General features: G+C 69.7%; 24 protein-coding genes. 22 read left to right on the top strand and 2 right to left on the bottom strand.

Features of this window, described 5'->3' with window-relative positions:
- Positions 1-244 precede the first annotated feature (244 nt).
- The 6 genes from arc (at position 245) to prcA (ending at position 6,095) form a co-directional block, all read left to right on the top strand.
- A complete protein-coding gene (arc, locus tag ACQB60_RS17450; protein ID WP_384849809.1) occupies positions 245-2,011 on the top strand; it encodes a proteasome ATPase in 1,767 nt (588 codons plus the stop codon).
- Positions 2,012-2,245: 234 nt separating this feature from the next.
- Positions 2,246-3,757, top strand: a complete 1,512-nt coding sequence (dop, locus tag ACQB60_RS17445; RefSeq protein WP_496926893.1) for a depupylase/deamidase Dop — start codon at positions 2,246-2,248, stop codon at positions 3,755-3,757.
- Between the two features lie 131 nt (positions 3,758-3,888).
- Positions 3,889-4,107 (top strand): ubiquitin-like protein Pup, encoded by a 219-nt coding sequence (locus tag ACQB60_RS17440; protein WP_011027899.1) that lies wholly within the window; start codon positions 3,889-3,891, stop codon positions 4,105-4,107.
- A 167-nt stretch (positions 4,108-4,274) separates the two neighbouring features.
- On the top strand, positions 4,275-4,421 hold the full coding sequence (locus ACQB60_RS17435) for an endonuclease domain-containing protein (RefSeq protein WP_496927104.1): 147 nt from the start codon (positions 4,275-4,277) through the stop codon (positions 4,419-4,421).
- Positions 4,403-5,245 carry a proteasome subunit beta gene (gene prcB, locus ACQB60_RS17430; protein ID WP_496926892.1) on the top strand — a complete coding sequence of 281 codons (843 nt, stop codon included), beginning with the start codon at positions 4,403-4,405 and terminating at the stop codon, positions 5,243-5,245. The genes ACQB60_RS17435 and prcB overlap by 19 nt, the downstream gene beginning before the upstream one ends.
- A 79-nt stretch (positions 5,246-5,324) precedes the next feature.
- The gene (gene prcA / locus ACQB60_RS17425) at positions 5,325-6,095 is read left to right on the top strand and encodes a proteasome subunit alpha (protein WP_496926891.1); all 771 of its coding nucleotides are present in this window, start codon (positions 5,325-5,327) and stop codon (positions 6,093-6,095) included.
- An 82-nt stretch (positions 6,096-6,177) separates the two neighbouring features.
- On the opposite strand, the gene ACQB60_RS17420 is transcribed toward prcA, so the two are convergent.
- On the bottom strand, positions 6,178-7,209 hold the full coding sequence (locus tag ACQB60_RS17420) for a LacI family DNA-binding transcriptional regulator (protein WP_496926890.1): 1,032 nt from the start codon (positions 7,207-7,209) through the stop codon (positions 6,178-6,180).
- A gap of 117 nt (positions 7,210-7,326) precedes the next feature.
- On the opposite strand from ACQB60_RS17420, the gene ACQB60_RS17415 reads away from it, so the two are divergent.
- The 12 genes from ACQB60_RS17415 (at position 7,327) to ACQB60_RS17360 (ending at position 19,536) form a co-directional block, all read left to right on the top strand.
- Complete coding sequence (locus tag ACQB60_RS17415) at positions 7,327-8,595, top strand: MFS transporter (protein WP_496926889.1); 1,269 nt, start codon at positions 7,327-7,329, stop codon at positions 8,593-8,595.
- A 9-nt stretch (positions 8,596-8,604) separates the two neighbouring features.
- On the top strand, positions 8,605-9,966 hold the full coding sequence (gene pafA / locus ACQB60_RS17410) for a Pup--protein ligase (RefSeq protein WP_355810318.1): 1,362 nt from the start codon (positions 8,605-8,607) through the stop codon (positions 9,964-9,966).
- A gap of 166 nt (positions 9,967-10,132) precedes the next feature.
- On the top strand, positions 10,133-11,131 hold the full coding sequence (locus ACQB60_RS17405; protein WP_496926888.1) for an FKBP-type peptidyl-prolyl cis-trans isomerase: 999 nt from the start codon (positions 10,133-10,135) through the stop codon (positions 11,129-11,131).
- Positions 11,132-11,191: 60 nt separating this feature from the next.
- Positions 11,192-11,566: an FKBP-type peptidyl-prolyl cis-trans isomerase gene (locus tag ACQB60_RS17400; RefSeq protein WP_496926887.1), complete on the top strand. Its 375-nt coding sequence runs from the start codon at positions 11,192-11,194 to the stop codon at positions 11,564-11,566.
- 209 nt (positions 11,567-11,775) lie between these two features.
- Positions 11,776-12,732, top strand: coding sequence for a helix-turn-helix transcriptional regulator (locus ACQB60_RS17395; RefSeq protein ID WP_496926886.1), 957 nt, complete (start codon positions 11,776-11,778; stop codon positions 12,730-12,732).
- A gap of 17 nt (positions 12,733-12,749) precedes the next feature.
- Entirely contained in the window at positions 12,750-13,718 is a 969-nt protein-coding gene (locus tag ACQB60_RS17390; protein WP_496926885.1) for a helix-turn-helix transcriptional regulator, read from the top strand.
- Between the two features lie 14 nt (positions 13,719-13,732).
- The gene (locus ACQB60_RS17385) at positions 13,733-13,996 is read left to right on the top strand and encodes a hypothetical protein (protein ID WP_384849845.1); all 264 of its coding nucleotides are present in this window, start codon (positions 13,733-13,735) and stop codon (positions 13,994-13,996) included.
- Between the two features lie 9 nt (positions 13,997-14,005).
- Positions 14,006-14,203: a hypothetical protein gene (locus ACQB60_RS17380; RefSeq protein WP_496926884.1), complete on the top strand. Its 198-nt coding sequence runs from the start codon at positions 14,006-14,008 to the stop codon at positions 14,201-14,203.
- A gap of 244 nt (positions 14,204-14,447) precedes the next feature.
- Complete coding sequence (tatA, locus tag ACQB60_RS17375; RefSeq protein ID WP_496926883.1) at positions 14,448-14,732, top strand: Sec-independent protein translocase subunit TatA; 285 nt, start codon at positions 14,448-14,450, stop codon at positions 14,730-14,732.
- A 95-nt stretch (positions 14,733-14,827) separates the two neighbouring features.
- Complete coding sequence (gene tatC, locus ACQB60_RS17370; RefSeq protein ID WP_496927103.1) at positions 14,828-15,718, top strand: twin-arginine translocase subunit TatC; 891 nt, start codon at positions 14,828-14,830, stop codon at positions 15,716-15,718.
- 17 nt (positions 15,719-15,735) lie between these two features.
- A complete protein-coding gene (locus ACQB60_RS17365) occupies positions 15,736-16,626 on the top strand; it encodes a diacylglycerol kinase (RefSeq protein WP_496926882.1) in 891 nt (296 codons plus the stop codon).
- Between the two features lie 54 nt (positions 16,627-16,680).
- Positions 16,681-19,536 carry a DEAD/DEAH box helicase gene (locus tag ACQB60_RS17360; protein ID WP_496926881.1) on the top strand — a complete coding sequence of 952 codons (2,856 nt, stop codon included), beginning with the start codon at positions 16,681-16,683 and terminating at the stop codon, positions 19,534-19,536.
- Positions 19,537-19,575: 39 nt separating this feature from the next.
- Here the strand turns inward: ACQB60_RS17360 and ACQB60_RS17355 are convergent, their stop codons facing one another.
- Entirely contained in the window at positions 19,576-20,667 is a 1,092-nt protein-coding gene (locus tag ACQB60_RS17355) for an LLM class flavin-dependent oxidoreductase (RefSeq protein ID WP_496926880.1), read from the bottom strand.
- A 526-nt stretch (positions 20,668-21,193) separates the two neighbouring features.
- Here ACQB60_RS17355 and ACQB60_RS17350 point away from each other — a divergent pair.
- Genes ACQB60_RS17350 through ACQB60_RS17335 form a run of 4 tightly spaced genes read left to right on the top strand, consistent with a single transcriptional unit; the run spans position 21,194 to position 24,303 of the window.
- Entirely contained in the window at positions 21,194-22,885 is a 1,692-nt protein-coding gene (locus ACQB60_RS17350) for an ATP-binding protein (RefSeq protein WP_496926879.1), read from the top strand.
- Positions 22,882-23,289 (top strand): roadblock/LC7 domain-containing protein, encoded by a 408-nt coding sequence (locus ACQB60_RS17345; protein ID WP_496926878.1) that lies wholly within the window; start codon positions 22,882-22,884, stop codon positions 23,287-23,289. Before ACQB60_RS17350 ends, ACQB60_RS17345 begins: the two co-directional genes overlap by 4 nt.
- On the top strand, positions 23,286-23,702 hold the full coding sequence (locus ACQB60_RS17340; protein ID WP_496926877.1) for a DUF742 domain-containing protein: 417 nt from the start codon (positions 23,286-23,288) through the stop codon (positions 23,700-23,702). The genes ACQB60_RS17345 and ACQB60_RS17340 overlap by 4 nt, the downstream gene beginning before the upstream one ends.
- The gene (locus ACQB60_RS17335) at positions 23,683-24,303 is read left to right on the top strand and encodes a GTP-binding protein (protein ID WP_496926876.1); all 621 of its coding nucleotides are present in this window, start codon (positions 23,683-23,685) and stop codon (positions 24,301-24,303) included. The genes ACQB60_RS17340 and ACQB60_RS17335 overlap by 20 nt, the downstream gene beginning before the upstream one ends.
- The last annotated feature ends 8 nt before the right edge of the window (positions 24,304-24,311 follow it).

Here is a 24,311-nt window from a genome sequence, read left to right as displayed (position 1 = left end):
GTTTGCTGCGTCGAGCGTGCCGACTCTGCAGCAAGTCGGGCCAGCCCTGACGGGTGTTGAACGCTTCGACGATACAACCGCCCGCTTTCCGATGTTGTTGGGTGGGTATTCCCCTGGCGTGAGGGAGAGCGCAAGGGTGAAGATCGGACACACCCCTATCGTCTTTGTGATCTAGGGGTTTCAATCGACACCCACCCAGGTAGGGTCTGGAAGCGTCCAGCTCCCCTTGGAGGAGGTGAGGACCGTGGCAGCCCACGACGACGACATCAACCGCGGCATCCGGCCCGGGCGAGGGTCTGAAGACCCTGCCGGTCAGGTTGCCTATCTCGAGCAGGAAATCGCCGTCCTGCGACGCAAGCTCGCCGACTCTCCGCGGCACACGAGGATTCTCGAAGAGCGGATCGTCGAGCTGCAGACCAACCTGGCCGGCGTGTCCGCACAGAACGAGCGGCTCGCCAACACACTCCGCGAGGCCCGCGACCAAATCGTGGCCCTCAAGGAGGAAGTCGACCGGCTCGCACAGCCGCCGGCCGGCTTCGGAGTCTTCCTCACGGCGAACGAGGACGGCACGGCCGACATCTTCACCGGAGGACGCAAACTCCGGGTGAACGTCAGCCCCAGCGTCGAGCTCGAAGAGCTCAGGCGCGGCCAAGAAGTGATGCTCAACGAAGCGCTCAACGTGGTCGAGGCCATGGAGTACGAGAGCGTCGGCGACATCGTCACCCTCAAGGAGATCCTCGAGGACGGCGAACGGGCGCTGGTAGTGGGGCACACCGACGAGGAACGGGTGGTGCGGCTCGCCGAGCCCCTGCTGGACATCACCATCCGCCCCGGCGACGCCCTCCTGCTCGAACCCCGCTCCGGATACGTCTACGAGGTCGTACCCAAGAGCGAGGTCGAAGAGCTCGTCCTCGAAGAAGTGCCGGACATCAGCTACGACAAGATCGGCGGCCTCGGCGGCCAGATCGAGATGATCCGGGACGCCGTCGAGCTCCCGTACCTGTACCCCGACCTCTTCAAGGAGCACGAACTGCGGCCGCCCAAGGGCGTGCTGCTGTACGGGCCTCCCGGCTGCGGCAAGACGCTGATCGCGAAGGCCGTCGCCAACTCCCTTGCCAAGAAGGTCGCCGAGGTGACCGGGCAGCCCGCGGGGAAGAGCTACTTCCTCAACATCAAGGGCCCCGAGCTCCTCAACAAGTACGTCGGTGAGACCGAGCGCCACATCCGCCTGGTCTTCCAGCGTGCCCGGGAGAAGGCGAGCGAGGGCACCCCCGTCATCGTCTTCTTCGACGAGATGGAATCCCTCTTCCGCACCCGCGGATCCGGTGTCAGCTCGGACGTGGAGAACACCATCGTCCCGCAGCTGCTCGCCGAGATCGACGGCGTGGAAGGGCTGGAGAACGTCATCGTCATCGGCGCCTCCAACCGCGAGGACATGATCGACCCCGCGATCCTGCGCCCCGGACGACTCGATGTGAAGATCAAGATCGAGCGCCCGGACGCCGAGGCGGCCAAGGACATCTTCGCCAAGTACCTCACCGAGCGCCTCCCGCTGCACTCGGACGACCTGGCCGAGCACAGCGCCGACCGGCGCGCCACCGTGGTCGGCATGATCCAGTCGGTCGTCGAGCAGATGTACGCGGAGTCCGAGGAGAACCGCTTCCTCGAGGTCACGTACGCCAATGGCGACAAGGAAGTCCTGTACTTCAAGGACTTCAACTCCGGCGCCATGATCGAGAACATCGTCGGCCGCGCCAAGAAGATGGCCATCAAGGCATTCCTCGAACAGAACCAGAAGGGCCTCCGGGTCTCCCACCTCCTCCAGGCTTGCGTGGACGAGTTCAAGGAGAACGAGGACCTGCCGAACACCACCAACCCGGACGACTGGGCCAGGATCTCCGGCAAGAAGGGCGAGCGGATCGTGTACATCCGCACCCTTGTCACCGGAAAGCAGGGCGCAGACACCGGACGCTCCATCGACACAGTGGCCAACACCGGTCAGTACCTGTAAAAGACAGGGCGGCTGCGGGTGCCCTTCACGGGTACCCGCAGCCGACTGTTTTTCAGGCCACGAACAGAGCAGAGCAATGACGGAATTGATCTCCCCACCAGCGCAAAGGCGTTCTAGGCTCTTCGGTACCGCCGAGTCGCGCAGTGCGGGGACGGGCACCGCACACGCACCGGAGAACCAGCGGTACTTGAGCGCCGCCCCCACCCGGGGGCGCCGCCGGGCAAGGAGGGCCGCATGACCGTACGGCGAGTAATGGGCATCGAGACGGAGTACGGCATCTCCGTCCCCGGCCACCCCAACGCCAATGCCATGCTCACCTCGTCCCAGATCGTCAACGCCTACGCCGCGGCGATGCACCGGGCGCGACGCGCCCGCTGGGACTTCGAGGAGGAGAACCCGCTGCGGGACGCGCGGGGTTTCGACCTCGCCCGCGAGGCCGCCGACGCCAGCCAGCTCACCGACGAGGACATCGGCCTGGCCAACGTCATCCTCACCAACGGGGCACGCCTGTACGTCGACCACGCACACCCCGAATACAGCGCCCCGGAGGTCACCAACCCCCGTGACGCCGTCCTGTGGGACAAGGCAGGCGAGCGCATCATGGCGGAGGCCGCCGAGCGTGCCGCCCAGCTGCCCGGCGCACAGCCGATCCACCTGTACAAGAACAACACCGACAACAAGGGCGCGTCCTACGGCACGCACGAGAACTATCTGATGAAGCGGGAGACCCCCTTCTCGGACATCGTGCGCCACCTGACGCCGTTCTTCATCTCCCGCCAGGTCGTCACCGGCGCCGGCCGCGTCGGCATCGGCCAGGACGGGCACGAGCACGGCTTCCAGCTCAGCCAGCGCGCCGACTACTTCGAGGTCGAGGTGGGCCTCGAGACCACCCTCAAGCGCCCCATCATCAACACCCGCGACGAGCCGCACGCCGACGCGGAGAAGTACCGCCGCCTGCACGTCATCATCGGCGACGCCAACCTCTCCGAGATCTCGACGTATCTGAAGCTCGGCACCACCTCGCTGGTCCTCGCCATGATCGAGGACGGCTTCATCGCCGTCGACCTGGCCGTCGACCAGCCGGTGCGCACCCTGCACCAGATCTCGCACGACCCGACGCTCAAGCGGCTGGTCACGCTCCGTAGTGGCCGGACACTCTCCGCGGTCCAGCTCCAGATGGAGTACTTCGAGCTGGCCCGCAAGTACGTGGAGGAGCGCTTCGGCGCGGACGCGGACGAGCAGACCAAGGACGTCCTGGCCCGCTGGGAGGACGTCCTGGGCCGCCTGGAGTCGGACCCCATGAGCCTCTCCGGGGAGCTCGACTGGGTCGCCAAGCGGGAGCTCATGGAGGGCTACCGCCGCCGCGACAGCCTCGACTGGGACGCCGCCAGGCTCCACCTCGTCGACCTCCAGTACGCCGATGTACGGGCCGAGAAGGGCCTGTACAACCGTCTGGTGGCCCGGGGCAAGATGAAGCGCCTCCTGGACGAGACAGAGGTCGAGAAGGCCCGTACGAAGCCGCCGGAGGACACCCGTGCGTACTTCCGCGGACGCTGCCTGGAGCAGTACGCGGACGACGTGGCGGCGGCTTCCTGGGACTCGGTGATCTTCGACCTGCCGGGCCGTGACTCGCTCCAGCGGGTCCCGACCCTCGAACCCCTTCGCGGAACGCGTAACCACGTGAAGGAGCTCCTCGACCGGTGCCGTACGGCCGAGGATCTGGTCAGGGTCCTGTCCGGAGGCTGAGTCACGGCTGAAAGGCCGACGGCCGGGGAATCACATGGGTGGCCCCCGCACGTTGAAAGAAGTGCGGGGCCGATGTCGGACCCGGCTTGTAGGGTCTGATCAAGAACGTCGAACCGAGCGGGGTGAGGTAGATGGCGACCAAGGACACCGGCGGCGGACAGCAGAAGGCGACGCGCTCCACCGAGGAGGTCGAGGAGCAGGCGCAGGACGCGCAGGCTTCTGAGGATCTCAAGGAGCGCCAGGAGAAGTTGAGCGACGACGTGGACTCGGTTCTGGACGAAATTGACGATGTCCTCGAGGAGAACGCAGAGGACTTCGTTCGAAGCTTCGTCCAGAAGGGCGGAGAGTGACCTCACCTTCGATACGAAGGTGAGTGTGGGAGCTGTTGTCGGCTTGTCCGACGCAAGCGGGCTTCGGATGGCCCTGTCCCGCTCCGCGAGCCGTGTGAGACGGCCGAGGGGCGGGCGGGCCGTCCGAAGCGCGCTTGCGCGAATGTCTCCGGGCTCTTGCCATTCATGTGGATCAATGCCACGCGGCGGGTAGGGTCCGAGGCGTACGTTGCTTCAACTGCAATTCGGCCATGGGCAAGTTGGGAGACGATCCCGACGTCATGAGTCGGGCCATCGCTTACGTGGAGGGAACCTCGTGGAAGCCAAACCCTTGAGCACCGGGCGACTGCCAGCTGCCTTCCTGACGCCTGGGTCGTCGTCCTTCGTGGACTTCCTCTCGAACCACCAGCCCGAAATTCTTCCCGGCAACCGGCAGTTGCCGGTGCAGGGCGCGATCGAGGCGCCGCACGGCACGACCATCGTTTCCGTGACCTATCCCGGCGGCGTGGTGCTCGCCGGTGACCGGCGGGCGACGATGGGCAATGTGATCGCGCAGCGCGACATCGAGAAGGTCTTCCCGGCCGACGAGTACTCGGCGGTGGGCATCGCCGGTACGGCCGGTCTGGCCGTCGAGATGGTCAAGCTCTTCCAGTTGGAGCTGGAGCACTTCGAGAAGGTCGAGGGGGCGACGCTCTCGCTGGAGGGCAAGGCCAACCGGCTCTCCACGATGATCCGTTCCAACCTCGGCATGGCCATGCAGGGGCTCGCCGTGGTCCCGCTCTTCGCGGGCTACGACGTGGACCGCGAGAAGGGCCGCATCTTCTCGTACGACGTCACGGGCGGCCGGAGCGAGGAGCACGGCTTCGCGGCGACCGGTTCCGGTTCGGTCTTCGCGCGCGGAGCGATGAAGAAGCTCTTCCGGGACGACCTGTCGGAGCAGGAGGCGACGACGCTCGTCGTGCAGGCTCTGTACGACGCCGCCGACGACGACTCGGCGACGGGCGGTCCCGACATGGCCCGGCGGATCTTCCCGATCGTCACCGTGATCTCCGACGAGGGGTTCCGGCGGCTCTCCGACGATGAGTCGTCGGAGATCGCCCGGTCGATCCTTGAGCGGCGTCTTGAGCAGCCCGATGGCCCGCGGGCCTCGCTGCTCTAGTCGATCCGAACGATCCGTATTCGCCACTGACTTGAGTTTTGTCGACTTGAGTGTCTTTGAAGGAAGGGACGGATAGCCGGTGTCGACGCCGTTCTATGTCTCACCCCAGCAGGCCATGGCCGACCGGGCCGAGTATGCCCGTAAGGGGATCGCTCGCGGTCGCAGCCTGGTCGTGATGCAGTACGCCGATGGCATCGTGTTCGTCGGCGAGAACCCGTCCCGTGCGCTGCACAAGTTCAGCGAGATCTATGACCGGATCGGCTTCGCGGCCGCCGGCAAGTACAACGAGTACGAGAATTTGCGCATCGGCGGCGTCCGTTATGCGGATCTGCGCGGTTACACGTACGACCGTGACGATGTGACGGCGCGTGGCCTGGCGAATGTGTACGCGCAGACGCTGGGCACGATTTTCTCCAGCAATGCCGAGAAGCCGTACGAGGTGGAGCTGGTCGTCGCCGAGGTCGGTGTGACGCCGGACGGCGATCAGATCTACCGGCTTCCGCATGATGGATCGATCGTTGATGAGCACGGTTCGGTCGCCGTGGGCGGCAATGCCGAGCAGATCAGCACCTACCTCGATCAGCGGCACCAGGACGGGATGACGCTGGCGGAGGCGCTGAAGCTGGCGGTGACGTCGCTGTCCCGGGACACCAACGGCAGCGAGCGGGAGATCCCCGCGGAGCGGCTGGAGGTGGCGGTCCTCGACCGGACGCGTCCGCAGCAGCGCAAGTTCAAGCGCATCGTCGGGCGGCAGCTGGAGCGTCTGCTGTCGGCCGAGGAGGGCGCGGCGGGTGGCGTCGGCGCCGACAGCGAGGGCGGCGAGCAGTCGGACGACGCCGCGCCGGAGTAGTTCCCCACGTGATGGACGCCCCGCGCCCCGGCCGCAACGGCCGGGGCGCGGGGCTCTGTCGTGTGCGGAGGGCGGCGCGGGGTCAACTGCGGCTGGGGGCCGGGCCGGTGGAGCCGCGGGGGACCAGGTGGACGGGGAGGGTCTCGGTCGCGGGGATGTGGCCGTCGAGGACGGCCAGCAGGGAGGTCATGCCGCGCTCGCCGAACTCCTCGGCGGGCAGCTGCACGGTGGTGAGTTCGGGTTCGACGGCGGTGGCCAGGGTGAGGTCGTCGAAGCCGGTGACGGAGAGGTCCTCGGGGACGCGCAGGCCGAGGCGGCGGGCGGCCTTGCAGGCCCCGGCGGCCAGGAAGTCGTCGTCGCAGACGATCGCCGTGGGGCGGGGGCCCGGCGCGGTGAGGGCGGTTTCGGCCACGGTGCGGGCGCTCTCGACGGACAGCGGTGCGGCGACGGTGCGCACCGAGGTGCCGGTGCCGTCGAGGGCGGCGGCGAGGGCCCGGGCGCGGACGACGAAGGTCCAGGAGTCGACGTCGGCGGCGAGGTGCAGGACGCGGCGGTGGCCGAGGCCGAGGAGGTGCTCGGTGACCTGGCGGATGCCGTCGGCGATGTCGAGGTTGACGGTGGCGGCGCCGCGGCTGCCCGCGGGGTCGCTGTCGAGCATGACGAGGGGCAGTTCGTCGCCGCGGATGGTGGCGAGGGCTTCGGAGGCCATGGAGGAGGCGAGGACGCCGTCCAGTGAGGCGCGGGCGGAGTCGAAGGGGTCGCGGGCGGGGCCGACGCCCTCGGGGGAGGGGTAGAGGACGACGCCGAAGCCGTGCCGGGCGGCGACGCGGGCGGCGCCGGTGTAGACGCGGGCGAAGAACTCGTTGGTGAGGGCCGGGACGACCAGGAGGGCCGTCCTGGTGCGGCCGAGGCGGAGGTTGCGGGCGGCGATGTTGGGCCGGTAGCCGAGTTCGCGGGCGGCGGCGCGGACGCGTTCGGCGGTGGGCTCGGCGACGCGGCCGCGCCACTTGTCGCCGAGGACGAGCGAGACGGTGGCCTGGGAGACCCCGGCGACGCGTGCGACGTCGCGGCTGGTGGGGCGCGGCCCCGCCGCTTCCTGCTGTGGCCCGGCCACGGACACCTCCTGGTCGTTGCCGCGAGGGTGGACTCACGGACAGCGCACATGGTACGTATGACGCTCGACGTTATACGTAAAACCTGGGGCGCTGCGGCGCGGGGGAGAGGCGCGAACATGGCTGCCGGACTGAGGGGTTACGCGGCGATCCTGCGCACGCGGTACGCGACGCGGCTGCTCGTCGGCACGCTCGTGGGGCGGCTGCCGAACGCCACCGCGGCCATCGCCATCGTGCTGTTCATCCGCGCGGAGGGCGGCACCTACAGCCTCGCGGGCGGGCTCGCCGCCGTGTACGGGGTGGCCACCGCCGTGGGTCAGCCGCTGCTCGGCCGGCTGGTGGACCTGCACGGGCAGCCGCGGGTGCAGCTGCCCGCCGCGGTCGTCTCCGCCCTGGGCATGGCCGCGTTCGCCTTCACCGGGCCCGACGCGCTGGCCGCCGCGTACGTGGCGGTGGCCGTGGCGGGCGTGGCCACACCGCCGCTGGAGGGCGGCCTGCGGGCGCTGTGGCCGAGCGTGCTCGGCAAGGAGGAGGAGGTCCACACCGCGTACGCGATGGACGCGGTGGCCCAGGAAGTCATGTTCACCGTCGGGCCGTTGCTCGTCACGGCCTGCGTCTCCCTGTGGTCGGCCCAGGCCGCGCTGCTCGTCGTCAACGTGATCGGTGTGCTGGGTGCCCTTTCGGTCGTCGTCTCCGAGCCCTCGCGCGCGTGGCGGTCCGCGCCCCGTGAGGCGCACTGGCTGGGCGCGCTGCGCTCGCCCGGACTCCTCGCGCTCCTCGGCGCGTTCCTCTTCGTCGGCACCGCGCTCGGCTCCATCACGGTGGCCGGAGTGGCGTACGCCGACGAGCACGGTGGCGACGCGGTGTACGGCTGGATGATGGCGGCCCTCGGCCTCGGCGCCCTCATCGGCGGCGCCGTGTACGGGGCGCGGCAGTGGAGCGGGGCGCCGGAGAGGCGGCTGCGGGTCCTGGTGGCGCTGCTCGCGCTCGGCTACGTGCCGCTGCTCCTGACGCCGGGAGCGGTGGGCATGGTGGCGCTCACGGGGCTCGCGGGGGTCTTCCTGGCGCCCGCGCTCGCGTGCGCGTTCATCGTGGTGGACCGGCACGCCCCCAAGGGCACGGTCACGGAGGCGTTTTCGTGGCTCGTGACGACCTTCACGGTGGGCGCCTCGGTCGGAACGGCCGCCGGGGGACCGGCCGTCGAGTGGGGCGGGATCGGGTGGGGCTTCGCGGTGCCGGGGCTCGCGGGCGGGGCCGCGCTGCTTGTGCTGCTTGCCACGGGGCGGGTCCTCGCAGCTACCGGCGATGGTGAGGTCGTTGCGGGTTCATCGGAAAATGATCGAACTGAGGCTGTCGAACCCGGTTTCAGTACCGGGCATCAGGCGTAATGTTCAGTCATGGACCGCCGCATTTTCGGGCTGGAGAACGAGTACGGCGTCACATGTACGTTCAGGGGACAGCGCCGCCTGTCTCCTGACGAGGTGGCGCGGTACCTCTTCCGCCGTGTCGTGTCATGGGGCCGCAGCAGCAATGTCTTTCTGCGGAACGGCGCCCGCCTCTATCTCGACGTGGGTTCACATCCGGAGTACGCAACTCCCGAATGTGACAACGTGACCGAGCTGGTCACCCACGACAAGGCAGGCGAGCGCATTCTGGAAGGCCTGCTCGTCGACGCCGAACGCCGCCTGCACGAGGAGGGAATCGCGGGCGACGTCTACCTCTTCAAGAACAACACCGACTCGGCGGGAAACTCGTACGGCTGCCACGAGAACTATCTGGTGGCCCGGCACGGGGAGTTCTCGCGGCTCGCGGACATTCTCATCCCGTTCCTCGTCACCCGGCAGCTGCTGTGCGGCGCGGGCAAGGTGCTGCAGACTCCGCGCGGCGCCGTGTACTGCGTGAGCCAGCGGGCCGAGCACATCTGGGAGGGGGTCTCCTCCGCGACCACGCGTTCGAGGCCCATCATCAACACCCGGGACGAGCCGCACGCCGACGCCGAGCGCTACCGCCGCCTGCACGTCATCGTGGGCGACTCGAACATGTCCGAGACGACCATGCTCCTCAAGGTCGGAGCCACCGACCTCGTCCTGCGCATGATCGAGGCGGGCACGGTCATGCGTGACCTGACCCTGGAGAACCCGATCCGGGCCATCCGCGAGGTCAGCCACGACATCACCGGGCGCCGCAAGGTGCGCCTGGCCAGTGGCCGGGAGGCATCCGCCCTCGAGGTGCAGCGCGAGTACTACGAGAAGGCCGTGGACTTCGTGGACCGCCGCGGCATCCGCACCGGCACCGTCGAGCAGGTCCTTGAGCTGTGGGGCCGCACGCTCGACGCGATCGAGACGGAGGACCTGGACCGCATCGGCACCGAGATCGACTGGGTCATGAAGTACAAGCTCATCGAGCGGTACCGCGCCAAGAACAACATGACGATGTCGCACCCCCGGGTCGCGCAGATAGACCTCGCGTACCACGACATCCACCGACGTCGTGGCCTCTACTACCTCCTGGAGAAGAAGGGGCAAGCCGCCCGGATCTGCAACGACTTGAAGATCTTCGAGGGCAAGTCCGTGCCGCCGCAGACCACCCGGGCGCGGCTGCGCGGCGACTTCATCCGCCGGGCCCAGGAGCAGCGCCGGGACTTCACGGTGGACTGGGTGCACCTGAAGCTCAACGACCAGGCGCAGCGCACCGTGCTGTGCAAGGACCCGTTCCGGTCGGTGGACGACCGGGTGGAGAAGCTCATCGCCGGCATGTGACAAGCGATATGAGCACTTTGTGAGGTGGCCCTGAGGGCCGCGTGACCAGAGTGGCGTTGCGGGAACGCAACGCGGGGCGCCGTACGTTCCTCGTGCGGCGCCCTTCTCCATGCGTAGAGTTGCGCGCACGCCAACCCACAAGTTCGATCGATACGAGGCCCCCACCGTGCGCCGACGTTCACTGCTCCTTGCCGTTCCGGCCGGCCTGCTCACGCTCGCCGGCTGTGGCGACGACAAGGGCGACAAGGCCAAGTCCAAAGACAGCGCGACCCCTTCGAACTCGTCGTCGGGCGAGCCGACCGCGAAGATCGTGAGCGGTCCGGTCCCCGAGATCACCAAGGGCACCAAGTTCGGCGAGAAGCCGACCGTCGCCAAGGGCTCGGGCAAGCCGTCGTCCGACCTCGCCGTGAAGACCGTGATCCAGGGCAAGGGCGGCGAGGTCGCCAAGGGCGACTATCTGCAGGCCAATTACCTCGGTCAGATCTGGGACACGGCCAAGGTCTTCGACAACTCCTACGATCGCGGCGCCCCCACGGTCTTCCCGATCGGTGTCGGCCAGGTCATCCCCGGCTGGGACCAGGGCCTGGTCGGCAAGAGGATCGGCAGCCGCGTCGAGCTGGCCATCCCGCCGGCGATGGGCTACGGCAAGGAGGGCAACAAGCAGGCGGGCATCAAGGGCACCGACACCCTGGTCTTCGTCGTCGACATCGTCGGCACGTTCAACGCGAAGAGCTCCGCCAAGGGCAAGGACGTCGCGCAGGACAACAAGGACCTGCCCAAGGTCGGCACCAACACCGACGGCAAGGCCCCGTCCATCGACGTGCCGAAGGCGGACGCCCCCAAGAAGCTCGTCTCCTCCTACATCATCGAGGGCGACGGCCCCGAGGTGAAGGAGACCAACACCCTCCTGTGCCAGTACAAGGGCGTCATCTGGGACACCGGCAAGGAGTTCGACGAGTCGTACAAGCGCGGCCAGCTCGCCCAGTTCCAGCTGGCGCAGGTCGTCAAGGGCTGGGCGCAGGGCCTGACCGGCAAGAAGGTCGGCAGCCGCGTCCTCATCGTCATCCCGCCGGAGCTGGGCTACGGGGACAAGCCGCCGCAGGGCAGCGGCATCAAGAAGGACTCCACGCTGGTCTTCTCCGTGGACATCCTCGCCGCGATGTGATCCCGCGGGGGATGCAAGACTGTCCGCGTTGACGATTTCGTATCAAGCAGGAGCATTCACGTGAGCATCGACAAGCCCGAGGTCGACTTCCCCGGTGGCGAGCCCCCGGCGGACCTGGAGATCAAGGACATCTGGGAGGGCGACGGCGCCGAGGCCAAGGCCGGCGACTTCGTCAAGGTCCACTACGTGGGCGTCGCCTTCAGCACGGGCGAGGAGTTCGACGCGAGCTGGAACCGCGGCACGCCGCTGGAGTTCCAGCTCGGTGCCGGCCAGGTCATCAGCGGCTGGGACAAGGGCGTGCAGGGCATGAAGGTCGGCGGCCGCCGCCAGCTGGTCATCCCCGCCCACCTCGCGTACGGCGACCGCGGCGCCGGTGGCGGCCGCATCGCCCCCGGCGAGACGCTGATCTTCGTCTGCGACCTGGTCTCCGTCTGAGACACCGTGTGTGACGGGTCCTGACCGGACCTGTCCGCCCGCGTTCGCGCACGGGCCCATGCCTGAACGGGCATGGGCCCTTGGCGTCTCTGGCAAGAGCCCTCGGCTTTTGCCACGACACCCCGTAGCGGTACGGTCATCGGTCGGAAGCACTTGTTACGGAAGCACTTGTCACACGTGCACAGGGGACGGGCCGAGAAAGGGCGTCGATGGCCATTGCCAAGGCCGAGCGGCTGATGAATCTTGCGCTGTGTCTGCTCGGGACGCGACGGCCGCTCAGCAAGCGCGAGCTGCGGGGCTCCATCGAGGCATACCTGGAAGCGGGTTCGGACGACTCCTTCAACCGCATGTTCGAGCGGGACAAGGACGATCTGCGGGAACTCGGCCTGGTCATCGAGACGGTGGAGAACCTCGACGGCGACGTCGGCTATCTCGCCCGCCGCGACAGCAACCGACTGCCGCCCATCACCCTGGACGCCGAGGAGGCCGCGGCCCTCGGGCTCGCCGCCAAGGTCTGGCAGCAGGCCCGCCTCGCCGGGGCCGCCAGCGGCGCCCTGCAGAAGCTGCGCGCCGCGGGCCTGCCGGAGGACGTCGACCCGTACGAGGCGCACGGCGCCCTGGAGCCCCGCATCCCCGTGCACGAGGCGGCCTTCGAGCCGCTGATGCTGGCCTGCCGGGACCGGCGCCCCGTCGTCTTCGACTACCGCAAGGCCACCGCCGCCCGCCCCGAGCCCCGCCATGTGGAGCCGTGGGCCCTGGAGTGCTGGCGCGGTCACTGGTACCTCGCGGGCTGGGACCGGGACCGGGAGGCCGAGCGGGTCTTCCGGCTCTCCCGGATCACCGGCAAGGTCCGCTCCCGCGCCGGGCAGTTCAAGGCCGCCGTACCGGACGTGGTCACCGTGCGCGAGACCGTCGCGAGCTGGGCGGGGGAGACCGCCGACCGCAGCGCCCTGATCCGGCTGCGCGCGGGCGCGGGCTACCCGCTGCGGGCCAGGGCGACGGGCCCGGTGCGCGACCTGGGCGACGGCTGGGAGGAGCTGGAGATCCCGTACGGGCACGGCCTGGACGCCTGGCTCGTGGAGTTCGGGCCGGATGTGGTGGTCATGGAGCCCGCGGAGCTGCGGGCGGACGTCGTGGACCGGCTGCGTGCCGTGGCCAAGGGCTGAGGGGGACACGGACAACCATGGCCGCGAACGCCATCGACCAGACCAGGCGGATGCTCTCCCTGGTCACGTATCTCAGGGAGCGCCCCGGCGCGCGCGTCAGCGACGTTGCCCGCGCCTTCGGGATCACCCCGGACGAACTGATCTCCGACCTGGACGTGCTGCCGCTGTGCGGGACGAGCTTCCGCGGCGGCGACCTCCTCGACATCGACACCGACGGCGACCGCATCTGGTGGCACAACCCGGCCGCCCTCGGGGCGGAGGCGGCCGAGCCGCTGCGGCTCGCCGCCGACGAGGCGACCGCGCTCCTGGTGGCCGCCCGCGCGGTGGCCACGCTCCCCGGCCTGCGCGAGGGCGACCGGCAGGCGCTGCTGCGGGCCACCGCGAAGCTGGAGACGGCGGCGGGCGAGGCGGCGGGCGCCAGCTCGCGCCTTTCGGTGACCTTCGAGTCGGAGGGCGGCGTCTTCGCCGATGTCGACCGCGCCATCTCCGAGCGGCGGCGGCTGTGGATCCGCTACTACTCGCCCGCGCGCGACGAGGTCACCGAGCGCGAGATCGACCCGATCCGCCTGGTGAGCGTCGGGCACACGTACGTGGAGGCGTGGTGCCGCCGCTCCGAGGCGCGGCGCACCTTCCGGCTCGACCGGGTCGCCGAGATCAAGATCCTCGACGAGCCGTCGGCGCCGCCCGAGGTGGAGCTGCGCGACCTCTCCGAGAGCCTGGTGCAGCCCGCCGCGGAGGACCCCGAGGTGGTCGTCGAGGTGGGCCCCGGCGGGCGCTGGGTCGCCGAGTACTACCCGCACGACAGCGCGGAGGAGCTGCCCGACGGGGGGCTGCGGATCACGCTGCGCACCCCGGACCCGGCCTCGCTGCGCAGGCTCGCGCTGCGGCTCGGCCGGGACGGGCACATCGTCTCCCCGGCCCAGCTCGCGGACAGCGCGCGGCAGAAGGCCCGCGACGCGCTCGCGGCGTACGAAGAGCAGAGCTGAGAAGAGTGCGAGGTATGGCTGTGATGTCTGTGAAGCCCGTTCTGCCGGAACCGGTACGTGCCGTGCTCTTCAAGGCGGCCTGCCCGGACTGCCGCGCCCGCTTCGAACTGGCCGCCGGGGCGCTCCGGTTGGCGATCGGCGCCAGTCACCGCACCACCTTCTACTCCTTCACCTGCCCCGAGTGCCACGCCGCGGTGCGCAAGCCCGCGGGCGAGCGCATCGTCGAACTCCTCACCGGCGGCGGGGTGCGGACGCTGCGTCTGCACTCGACCGTCTAGGCTCGGCGCATGGCTTGGGCGATGGCGGCGGTGGCGCTGGGGTTCTGTGGGATCGCCGTGCTCGGCGTCCTGGCGATCAAGGTCTTCGTGGAGGCGCAGCGCCTGGGGCGTCAAGTGACCGAGGCCACAGAGAAGATCGGAGCTGCGGCCGAGGATCTCGAGCGGGCGGCGGCCCACGTGGCCCGCACCGGCGGCGACGTCCTTTAGTGCCTCTTGGTCGCCCCCGGAAGCCCCTTTGCCCCGGCGGCCTGTCAACTGCCCATGTCCGGCAGGTACGCTGCTGAAGTGGCCCGAAGGGCGAGGCGCGGGTCGCAACTGGGAGTACGCACGGGGATTGCCCTGCGTTTACTCCTGGGGGTTACGATCGCTGCCAAGCCCGGTGGTCGGACGACTGTCCCGACAGAAGCTGCCCCCGGATCCCCTGACGCCTCGGTGAAGAAGGTAGACAGCTATGGGTAGGCTCGGCCCCACCGAGATCATCCTCATCCTCGTCATCCTCGTCCTGCTCTTCGGTGCGAAGAAGCTTCCGGACATGGCCCGTTCGCTCGGCAAGTCCGCGCGCATCCTCAAGAGCGAGGCCAAGGCGATGAAGTCGGACGGCAAGAAGGACGAGGCCGCCCCGGCCGACCCGCCGCAGCCCGACGCCGCGCAGCCGAAGACCATCCAGGCCGCTCCCGGTGACGTGACCAGCTCGCGCCCCGTCACCGAGCCGACCGACCGTACGACGCAGCGCTGATCCAAGGCCGGCCCCGACCGCCGGCCTGCCGCACGAGATGAGGACGTGGGTTGCTTAAGTCTGCCCGCAAGAAGGAGCGGGATCCGGAGGGGCGGATGCCCCTCGCGGAGCACCTGCGCGAGCTCCGCAACCGGCTCGCCAAGGGTCTCCTCGCGATCACGGTCGCATCGATCATCGCAGCGTTCTACAACCGGCAGCTGATGAAGTTCCTCAGCGACCCGGTGCCGAAGTGCCCCAAGGGCGAGGTGGGCAGCGGCGGCAACTGCGCGACCGTCACCTTCAACGACCTGCTGTCCCCCTTCACCACCACGGTGAAGGTCAGCTTCATGGCCGGAATCATCATCTCCAGCCCGATCTGGCTCTACCAGCTCTGGGCCTTCGTCGCTCCCGGCCTGCACAAGCACGAGCGGAAGTACACGTACGCGTTCGTCTCCGCCGCGGTGCCGCTGTTCTTCGGCGGTGCCTGGCTCGCGTACGCGATCATGCCGATCAGCATGCGCGTGCTCCTCGGCATCACCCCGGACGGCACGGCGAACTTCCTGCCGATGGACAAGATCCTCGACTTCATCGTCCGGATGATCCTGGTCTTCGGTGCCGCCTTCGAGCTGCCGTTGTTGCTGGTCATGCTCAATTTCACGGGCATGGTCACCGGGCGCAGGATGCTCGGCTGGTGGCGGGGCGTCGTCATGGGCGTCTTCGTCTTCGGCGCCGTCGCGACCCCCACGACCGACCCCTTCGGGATGATCGCGCTCGCCGGTCCGATCGTGGTGCTCTACTTCATGGCGGTCGGCGTCTCGATCCTCAACGACAAGAGGAAGCGGAGGAACGACCCGGACGCGGAGCTCGACGACGACGAGGCGTCCGACCTCGACCTCACCCCCGAGGACATCGGCGGCAACGAGCCCGTCACCGCACGTCGCGCCCTCCCCGAGCAGGCGGGTTCCGACCACCGGGACCGGGTCAACGGTTTCGACGATGTGACCTGACCTTGTAGGGTCCGGCCGTGACCAGCGAGATCACCCTCTTCGTCAACCCCACCGCGGGCCGCGGCCGGGGCGCCCACGCGGCGCAGCCGGCCGCTTCGGCGTTGCGGCAGGCCGGATTCTCCGTGCGCACCGTCATCGGCGAGGACGCCGCGGACGCGCTGCGCCGGGCCCAGGAGGCCGTCGAGAGCGGCACCGGAGCGCTGATAGCCGTCGGCGGGGACGGCATGGCCAACCTCGCGCTGCAGGCCGTCGCCGGGACCGGGACGCCGCTCGGGGTGATCGCCGTCGGCACCGGCAACGACTTCGCGCGGGCCCTCGGGCTGCCGGTGCGGGACCCGGGCGCCGCGGGCACAGCGGTGGCCGACGCGCTCACGGCGGGCCGCTCGCGCGCCGTCGACCTGGGGCAGGTGGGCAAGACCTGGTTCGGGACCGTGCTCGCCTCCGGCTTCGACTCGCGGGTCAACGACCGGGGCAACCGCATGCGCTGGCCCACCGGGCGGTTCAAGTACGACCTCGCGATGGTCGCCGAACTCGCCGCCTTCAAGCCCGTCCCGTACCGCATCACGCTCGACGACGGGGACGTCCACGAGGTGGACGCGACGCTCGTCGCGGTGGGCAACGGATCCTCGTACGGCGGCGGCATGCGGATCTGCGCCGGGGCGGATCTGAGTGACGGGCTCTTCGACATCACGGTCGTCGGCGACTGCAGCCGCACGACCCTCCTGAAGGTCTTCCCGCGGGTTTACAAGGGGACGCACCTCGACCACCCCAAGGTCACCGTGCACCGGGCCGCGAAGGTGGAGCTGGCGGCCGCCGGGACCACCGCGTACGCGGACGGGGAGAAGCTCGGGGAGCTGCCGCTGACCGCCCGGTGCGTGCCGGGGGCGGTGCGGGTGCTCGCGCCCTGAGATCCCTCGGGCAGGCGTTCCCGCCGATTCGGGGCGTCCGGGCGCCTGCCGATAATGATCGTCCTGTTGTCAGTGGTGGCCGGTAGTCTCGAAAGCACGATGACAGAGGACCTCTCACCGGCCGAGCGGTATGCGGCAGCGCGGCAGCGCGCTGCCGAGCAGGCCACCGCGCTCGCCTCCTTCCGCGAGATGTACGAATTCGGCCTCGACCCCTTCCAGATCGAGGCATGTGAGGCGCTCGAAGCGGGCAAGGGCGTCCTGGTGGCCGCGCCCACCGGCTCGGGCAAGACGATCGTCGGCGAGTTCGCCGTCCATCTCGCCCTCCTCCAGGGCAGGAAGTGCTTCTACACGACACCGATCAAGGCGCTGTCGAACCAGAAGTACACCGACCTCGCCAAGCGCTACGGGGCCGACAAGGTCGGCCTGCTCACCGGCGACAACAGCGTCAACTCCGATGCCCCGGTGGTCGTCATGACCACCGAGGTCCTGCGGAACATGCTGTACGCGGGCTCGCAGTCCCTCCTGAACCTCGGCTATGTCGTGATGGACGAGGTGCACTATCTCTCCGACCGCTTCCGCGGCGCCGTCTGGGAGGAAGTGATCATCCACCTCCAGGAGTCGGTCACCCTGGTCTCCTTGTCGGCCACGGTGTCGAACGCGGAGGAGTTCGGCGACTGGCTCGACACCGTCCGCGGCGACACCGAGGTGATCGTCTCCGAGCACCGGCCCGTGCCCCTGTTCCAGCACGTCCTCGCCGGGCGGCGGATGTACGACCTCTTCGAGGAGGGCGAGGGCAGCAAGAAGGCGGTCAACCCCGACCTGACGCGCATGGCCCGCATGGAGGCGTCCCGCTCGTACAACCCGCGCGACCGCCGCAAGGGCAAGATGGTCCGCGAGGCCGACCGCGAGCGCGAGCGCCGGCAGAGATCGCGGATCTGGACGCCGGGGCGGCCCGAGGTCATCGAGCGCCTCGACGCCGAAGGGCTGCTGCCCGCCATCACGTTCATCTTCAGCCGCGCCGGCTGCGAGTCCGCCGTCCAGCAGTGCCTGTACGCGGGCCTGCGGCTCAACGACGAGGAGGCGCGCGCCGAGGTCCGCCGCGTCGTCGAGGACCGCACGGCGGCGATCCCGGACGAGGACCTCCATGTCCTCGGCTACTACGAGTGGTTGGAGGGACTGGAGCGCGGCATCGCGGCCCACCACGCGGGCATGCTGCCGACGTTCAAGGAGGTCGTCGAGGAGCTCTTCGTGCGGGGCCTGGTGAAGGCCGTGTTCGCCACGGAGACCCTCGCGCTCGGCATCAACATGCCCGCCCGCTCGGTGGTGCTGGAGAAGCTCGTCAAGTGGAACGGGGAGCAGCACGCCGACATCACCCCCGGCGAGTACACCCAGCTCACCGGCCGCGCCGGGCGCCGCGGCATCGACGTCGAGGGCCACGCCGTCGTCCTGTGGCAGCGCGCCATGAGCCCCGAGCACCTCGCGGGCCTGGCCGGTACGCGCACGTATCCGCTGCGGTCCAGCTTCAAGCCCTCGTACAACATGGCGGTGAACCTGGTCGAGCAGTTCGGCCGCCACCGCTCCCGCGAGCTGCTCGAAACGTCCTTCGCGCAGTTCCAGGCGGACAAGTCCGTCGTCGGCATCTCGCGGCAGGTGCAGCGCAACGAGGAGGGACTTGAGGGCTACCAAGCCTCCATGACCTGCCACTTGGGCGACTTCGAGGAGTACGCGCGGCTGCGCCGCGAGCTCAAGGACCGCGAGACGGAGCTGGCCAAGCACGGCGCCGCGCAGCGCCGGGCGGCCGCGGCGGCGTCCCTGGAGAAGCTGAAGCCCGGCGACGTCATCCACGTCCCGACGGGCAAGTACGCGGGTCTGGCACTGGTGTTGGACCCCGGACTGCCGGCGGGGCGGGCCAACGGACACCGCGGGTTCGATCATGTCGACGGCCCGCGGCCGCTGGTCCTCACCGCCGAGCGGCAGGTCAAGCGGCTCGCCTCGATGGACTTCCCGGTGCCCGTCGAGGCCCTGGAGCGGATGCGCATCCCGAAGTCGTTCAACGCGCGCTCGCCGCAGTCCCGCCGCGACCTCGCCTCCGCGCTGCGCACGAAGGCCGGGCACATCGTCCCCGAGCGGCACCGCAGGGGCCGGGCGCCCGCCGCCGACGACCGTGAGATCGCGCGGCTGCGGGCGGAGTTGAGGGCGCATCCGTGCCACGGGTGCGACGAGCGCGAGGACCACGCGCGCTGGGCCGAGCGCTACCACCGGCTGCTGCGCGACACCAAGCAGCTGGAGCGTCGCATCGAGGGGCGCACGAACACCATCGCCCGCACCTTCGACCGCATCGTCGCCCTGCTCACCGAGCTCGACTACCTGCGGGGCAACGAGGTCACGGAGCACGGCAAGCGGCTCGCCCGGCTCTACGGCGAGCTGGACCTGCTCGCGAGCGAGTGCCTGCGGGCCGGGGTCTGGGAAGGGCTCGGCCCGGCCGAACTGGCCGCGTGCGTCTCGGCGTTGGTGTACGAGGCGCGGGTCAGCGACGACGCGCTCGCGCCCAAGCTGCCGTCGGGCGGCGCCAAGGCCGCGCTCGGCGAGATGGTGCGGATCTGGGGGCGCCTCGACGCCCTGGAGGAAGAGTTCAAGATCAATCAGGCCGAGGGGGTCGGCCAGCGCGAGCCGGATCTCGGCTTCGCCTGGGCGGCGTACATGTGGGCGTCCGGGAAGGGCCTCGACGAGGTGCTGCGCGAGGCGGAGATGCCCGCGGGGGACTTCGTGCGCTGGTGCAAGCAGGTGATCGACGTGCTGGGGCAGATCTCCGCGGCGGCGCCGCGGGAGGGCAGCACGGTCGCGAAGAACGCGCGGCGGGCCGTCGACCAGCTGTTGCGGGGTGTTGTCGCGTACAGCTCGGTGGGCTGAGCGAGCGGGTCCAGGGGCCTCAGCCCCTGGACCCGTTCACTACGCCGCGGCGTCCCGCTTCGCGACCTCCTCGCGCACGAGCGGGATCACGTGGCGGCCGAAGTCGATCGCGTCGTCCAGGAGGTCGTAGCCGCGGGCCGAGAGGATCTCCACGCCCAGGTCGTAGTAGTCCAGGAGGGCCTCGGCCACGGTCTCCGGAGTGCCCACCAGGGCCGTGGAGTTGCCCGCCCCGCCGGTCTCCGCCGCCGTCGGGGTCCACAGGGCGCGGTCGTGGCGGTCGCCGGACGCGGCCACTTCGAGGAGGCGCTGCGAGCCCGAGTTCTCGGGGTTCTTGAGAGGGTGGCGGCGGGACGGGGGAGCGCCTGCCTTGCGGGCCTTGATGCGGTCCAGGGTCGCGTACGCCTTCTCCCAGGCCAGTTCCTCGGTGGGTGCGATGATCGGGCGGAAGGCCACCTGGATCCTGGGGACGTCCGTGCGGCCCGCCGCCCTCGCCGCCGCCCTGACCGACTCGATCTGCTCCGCGGTCCGGTCCAGCGGCTCGCCCCACAGGCAGTAGATGTCCGCCTCGGCGCCCCCGGCCGCGTACGCCGCCGGTGAGGAACCCCCGAACGAGACCTTCGGGTGCGGCTGTTGGACGGGGAAGGTGTCGCTGACGAAGTCGTCGAAGCGGTAGTGCGTGCCCTCGTGGTCGAACGGTTCGTGCGAGGTCCACGCCTTCTTGATGATCTGGATGGCCTCGCGGGTGCGGGCGTACCGCTCGTCCTTGGTGAGGAAGTCGCCCTCGCGCTGCTGCTCGTGGTCGTTGCCGCCGGTGATGAAGTGCACGGCCAGGCGGCCGTCACTGATGTGGTCGAGGGTCGCGAAGGTCTTCGCCGCGAAGGTGGGGTACGAGACGTTCGGGCGGTGTGCCACCAGGATCTGGAGCTTCTCCGTGCGGGCGGCGACGTACGCGGCGGCGGGGGAGGGGTCGGGCGAGCCCGAGCCGTAGGCGAACAGGACCCGGTCCCAGCCGTGGTCCTCGTGCGCGCGGGCGAGCCGGAGGGTGTAGTCCTTGTCGAAGGACGTGCCCGAACGGGCGGTGACTTCGGAGCCTTCGTTGGTGGCGGCGATGCCGAGGAACTCTACGGGCATGGTGAAGCGGCCTCGTCTCAACAGGGGTGAACTGGAGTGAAAATGCGCTGACTTGGGACGGTCAGCGGCAACACGAGGCCGACCACACCCGACCGAGGTCGATGTGGTCGCGAGTGACCAGCGGCGCTTGCGGCCGCAAGCGCGCCGGGGAACAGGCGTCCATGAAACGTCCCAACACCGGGTGTGGCGTGGGTATTTCCGCCGCCGCGGCATCGCCGTGCCAGCGATGCGCCGTCGGCGTTCGACGAGTCACGCATTGTGTTCGATTGATAGCCCGGCGTGTAAATGGGGCAGAGTTTATGCCCGTCGGACGGGTGGCTGCAGAGGGTTGCCGAATATGACTCGGCGTTGTTCCGGGCGGACTAAGCTCGCCCGGAGCGCGGCGAGTTGAAGCGAGTTGCGACGGATTCGCACGCTTGTCCCCAAACTCCCTTGAAGCGCCGCCTGTCCCCCCGGACTTCGGACTTCCCCGTCATTCCCCCGACCGTTCCCCCCATCCCCCAAGCCAAGCGTTCAGAGGGCATACATGGTGAGTGTTCAATCGCCTCCCGGTGGCCGAGACATCCCTTACGCACGCGTGCTGTTGCTGCCCGCCATGGTGATGGCGGCCGCGACCGGCGCCGCTGTCGCCGCCGTGACCGAACCGGCCCGATACGCCGTCGCCCTGTGCGGCGGCATCGCGACCCTGCTGGTGATCGCCGCCTGTGCGGAGGCGGTGCGCCGCGGCCGCACCCTGCGCGAGCTGCGCACCCAGTACACGCAGCGGCTCGCCCACCTCGAGCGCCGGGTGGCGCTCCACGACGAACAGAGCCTGCGCCTGGGCCGGCAGGTCCTGCCCGTGGCGCTGTTCCGCCTCCGGCAGGGCGAGGCGCCCTCGGAGGTCGTGCGCAACGTCCTCGACAGCGACGACGGACTGCGCGAGATCCCCGACTCGCAGCGCCGCTTGCTGCGCGACGTGCTCGAGACCCTGGACCGTGAAGAGGCGATGCGCGAGTCCGCCCAGCGGGCCTTCGTCAACATCGCGCGGCGCGTCCAGTCGATCGTGCACCAACAGGCCGCTGAGCTCCGCGACATGGAGGAGTTCCACGGCCGCAACCCCGAGGTCTTCGACGACCTGCTCCGCATCGACCACGGCACCGCGCTGATCGGCCGTCTCGCCGACTCCATCGCGGTGCTCGGCGGTGCCCGCCCCGGCCGCCAGTGGCCCAAGCCCGTACCGCTGTTCAGCGTGTTGCGCGGCGCGATGTCGCGGATCCTCGACTACCAGCGGGTGGACCTGCACTCCATCGCCAAGGTCAACATCAACGGCGTCTCCGTCGAGCCGCTCATCCACGCCTGTGCCGAGCTCCTCGACAACGCCACCCGCTACTCGCCCCCGCAGACCCGCGTCCACGTCACCGCCGTCGAGGTGCAGACCGGCATCGCCGTGGAGATCGAGGACGGCGGCGTCAGCCTCAGCGAGGAGGCACGCGCCCGGGCCGAGCGGATGCTGGCCCAGGCGCAGGCCGGGATCGACCTCAACGACCTGGGCGAGACCCCGCGGCTCGGCATGGCCGTCGTCGGCCGCCTCTCGCAGATGTACAACATGCAGGTCTCGCTGCGGCAGTCCGCCTACGGCGGCGTACGGGCCGTGCTCATCGTCCCGCACGACATGCTCACCACCGAAGCGGCACCGGGGCTCGCCCACGGCATCGGCGCCTCCGCGGTGCCGCGCGTCAACAACGAGGGCCAGATCATCGAGGAGGCCCGCGACATCCGCCGCAAGAAGCCGCGCAAGATCACCGCGGCCTCCCGGCACGCCATGCCGCTCACCGCGTCCATGGAGGACGACGTCCCCGAGGTCACCGAGTGGACCTCCAACGGCCTGCCGCAGCGCCGCTCCCGGGTGAAGATCCCGCTGAGCCAGCGCTATGCGCAGGAGGCCGAGGCCGAGCGGAAGGCCCAGGCGTCCCCCTGGCCGGCCGCCCCCGCGCCCGAGCCGGTCAAGAAGAAGGAGGAGCCCGAACCCGGGCTCTGGATCGAGGCGTTCATGAAGGGCGTCAACGGTGCCGAGCCGGGCCACTCCGGCGGCACCGACCAGGCCGACCCGAACGGCCCGGCACAGCAGCAGTCTTCATCGCAGAACCACACACCGGATCATCTGTCCCCGCAGATCCGCGCCGAGAACACCGACAACGGCAACTTCGCCGACGACGCTGACGAGGGGGGCTGGAAGTGATCCAGCAGCGGGCCAATTTCGACTGGATGCTCAAGGAACTCGCCGACGGGGTGCCGCAGACCCGGCAGATCGTCGTGCTCTCCGCCGACGGGCTGCGCATCGCGCGCTACGGCGGCGACCCGGACGCCGCCGACCGGCTGGCCGCCGCCTGTGCCGGGCTGCAGAGCCTGGCGGCCGCGGTGGCCACCGAGATCCCGGACAGCGACGGGCAGATGCGCATGGTCATCATCGAGATCAGCGGCGGCTACTTCTACCTGATGGCCGCGGGCGCAGGCGCCTACCTGGCCGTGCTCGCCGACGAGACCGTCGACGCGGGCCTCATCGGCACCCGCATGCGGGACCTCGTCGTACGCATCGGCGCCCATCTGACCAGCCCGCCGCGGCGTGACGGGCAGGCCGTATGACTCCTGAGCACGGCGAACTTCCGCCCCCCCGAGAGTCACCCGCGCCGCTGGCCCCGCCGCCCCAGCGCCAGCGGCGCAGCCCCGACAACCCGGACAACCCGGAGCGGCTCTACATCCTCACGGGCGAGGACTCGGAACGGGCACCGCTCGACCTCGTCACCCTCATCGTCGCGCAGGGCTCGGCGACCCCGACCACGCAGCCCGAGCAGTCGGCGCTGCTGAGGCTCTGTCAGACCCCGTTGTCCGTCGCCGAGTTGTCCGCCTACCTGGCACTGCCGTTCAGCGTCGTGACGGTCCTGCTCACCGAGCTGCTCGCCGCCGACCTGGTGCAGGCGCGCGCTCCCCTCGTCCGCTCCGCGCTCCCCGACCGTTCCCTTCTCGAAGCGGTGATGCATGGACTTCAAAAGCTCTGACACCATCCCCGGCCCACGCCGCGAGGACGTTCTGCCGCACACGGCGGCGGCCGCCGTGAAGGTGGTCATCGTGGGCGGCTTCGGTGTCGGAAAGACAACGATGGTCGGCTCCGTCAGCGAGATCAGACCGCTGACCACCGAGGAGACGATGACGCAGGCCGGGATCGGCGTCGACGACAACTACGGCTCCGAGACCAAGACGGCCACCACGGTCGCCATGGACTTCGGCCGGATCAGCGTCTCCGACGAGCTGGTCCTGTATCTGTTCGGCACCCCCGGCCAGGAGCGCTTCTGGTTCCTCTGGAACGGGCTCTTCGAGGGCGCGCTCGGCGCCGTCGTCCTGATCGACACCCGCCGCCTGGAGGTCAGCTTCGACGTGATCGGGCGCCTGGAGGAGCGGGGCGTCCCCTTCGTTGTGGCTGTCAACGACTTCCCGGACGCGCCGCACTACCCGCCGGAGGTGCTGCGCACCGCGCTCGACCTGGAGGCGGAGGTGCCCATGGTGACGTGCGACGTGCGCCGCCGGGCCGAGAGCCGCGACGTCCTGATGACCTTGATGCGCTATCTGCACTCGCTGTCCGTGTCCCGCGCCCGCGTCTGACGACCGAC

This window comes from Streptomyces odontotermitis, assembly GCF_050510915.1.
Classification (GTDB): Bacteria; Actinomycetota; Actinomycetes; order Streptomycetales; family Streptomycetaceae; genus Streptomyces.
The sequence above is the reverse complement of the archived record's forward strand: the minus strand, read 5'-3'. Positions and strand labels throughout refer to the sequence as shown.

What these genes read in the sequence shown, in the direction of transcription:
- ACQB60_RS17440 (WP_011027899.1), top strand. Translation starts at nt 3,889, where the DNA reads ATGGCGACCAAGGACACCGGCGGCGGACAGCAGAAGGCGACGCGCTCC.
- ACQB60_RS17385 (WP_384849845.1), top strand. Translation starts at nt 13,733, where the DNA reads ATGGCTGTGATGTCTGTGAAGCCCGTTCTGCCGGAACCGGTACGTGCC.
- ACQB60_RS17390 (WP_496926885.1), top strand. Translation starts at nt 12,750, where the DNA reads ATGGCCGCGAACGCCATCGACCAGACCAGGCGGATGCTCTCCCTGGTC.
- ACQB60_RS17340 (WP_496926877.1), top strand. Translation starts at nt 23,286, where the DNA reads ATGACTCCTGAGCACGGCGAACTTCCGCCCCCCCGAGAGTCACCCGCG.
- ACQB60_RS17335 (WP_496926876.1), top strand. Translation starts at nt 23,683, where the DNA reads ATGGACTTCAAAAGCTCTGACACCATCCCCGGCCCACGCCGCGAGGAC.
- ACQB60_RS17350 (WP_496926879.1), top strand. Translation starts at nt 21,194, where the DNA reads ATGGTGAGTGTTCAATCGCCTCCCGGTGGCCGAGACATCCCTTACGCA.
- ACQB60_RS17360 (WP_496926881.1), top strand. Translation starts at nt 16,681, where the DNA reads ATGATCGTCCTGTTGTCAGTGGTGGCCGGTAGTCTCGAAAGCACGATG.
- ACQB60_RS17380 (WP_496926884.1), top strand. Translation starts at nt 14,006, where the DNA reads ATGGCTTGGGCGATGGCGGCGGTGGCGCTGGGGTTCTGTGGGATCGCC.
- ACQB60_RS17415 (WP_496926889.1), top strand. Translation starts at nt 7,327, where the DNA reads ATGGCTGCCGGACTGAGGGGTTACGCGGCGATCCTGCGCACGCGGTAC.
- ACQB60_RS17395 (WP_496926886.1), top strand. Translation starts at nt 11,776, where the DNA reads ATGGCCATTGCCAAGGCCGAGCGGCTGATGAATCTTGCGCTGTGTCTG.
- ACQB60_RS17355 (WP_496926880.1), bottom strand. Translation starts at nt 20,667, where the DNA reads ATGCCCGTAGAGTTCCTCGGCATCGCCGCCACCAACGAAGGCTCCGAA.
- dop (WP_496926893.1), top strand. Translation starts at nt 2,246, where the DNA reads ATGACCGTACGGCGAGTAATGGGCATCGAGACGGAGTACGGCATCTCC.
- tatA (WP_496926883.1), top strand. Translation starts at nt 14,448, where the DNA reads ATGGGTAGGCTCGGCCCCACCGAGATCATCCTCATCCTCGTCATCCTC.
- tatC (WP_496927103.1), top strand. Translation starts at nt 14,828, where the DNA reads ATGCCCCTCGCGGAGCACCTGCGCGAGCTCCGCAACCGGCTCGCCAAG.
- pafA (WP_355810318.1), top strand. Translation starts at nt 8,605, where the DNA reads ATGGACCGCCGCATTTTCGGGCTGGAGAACGAGTACGGCGTCACATGT.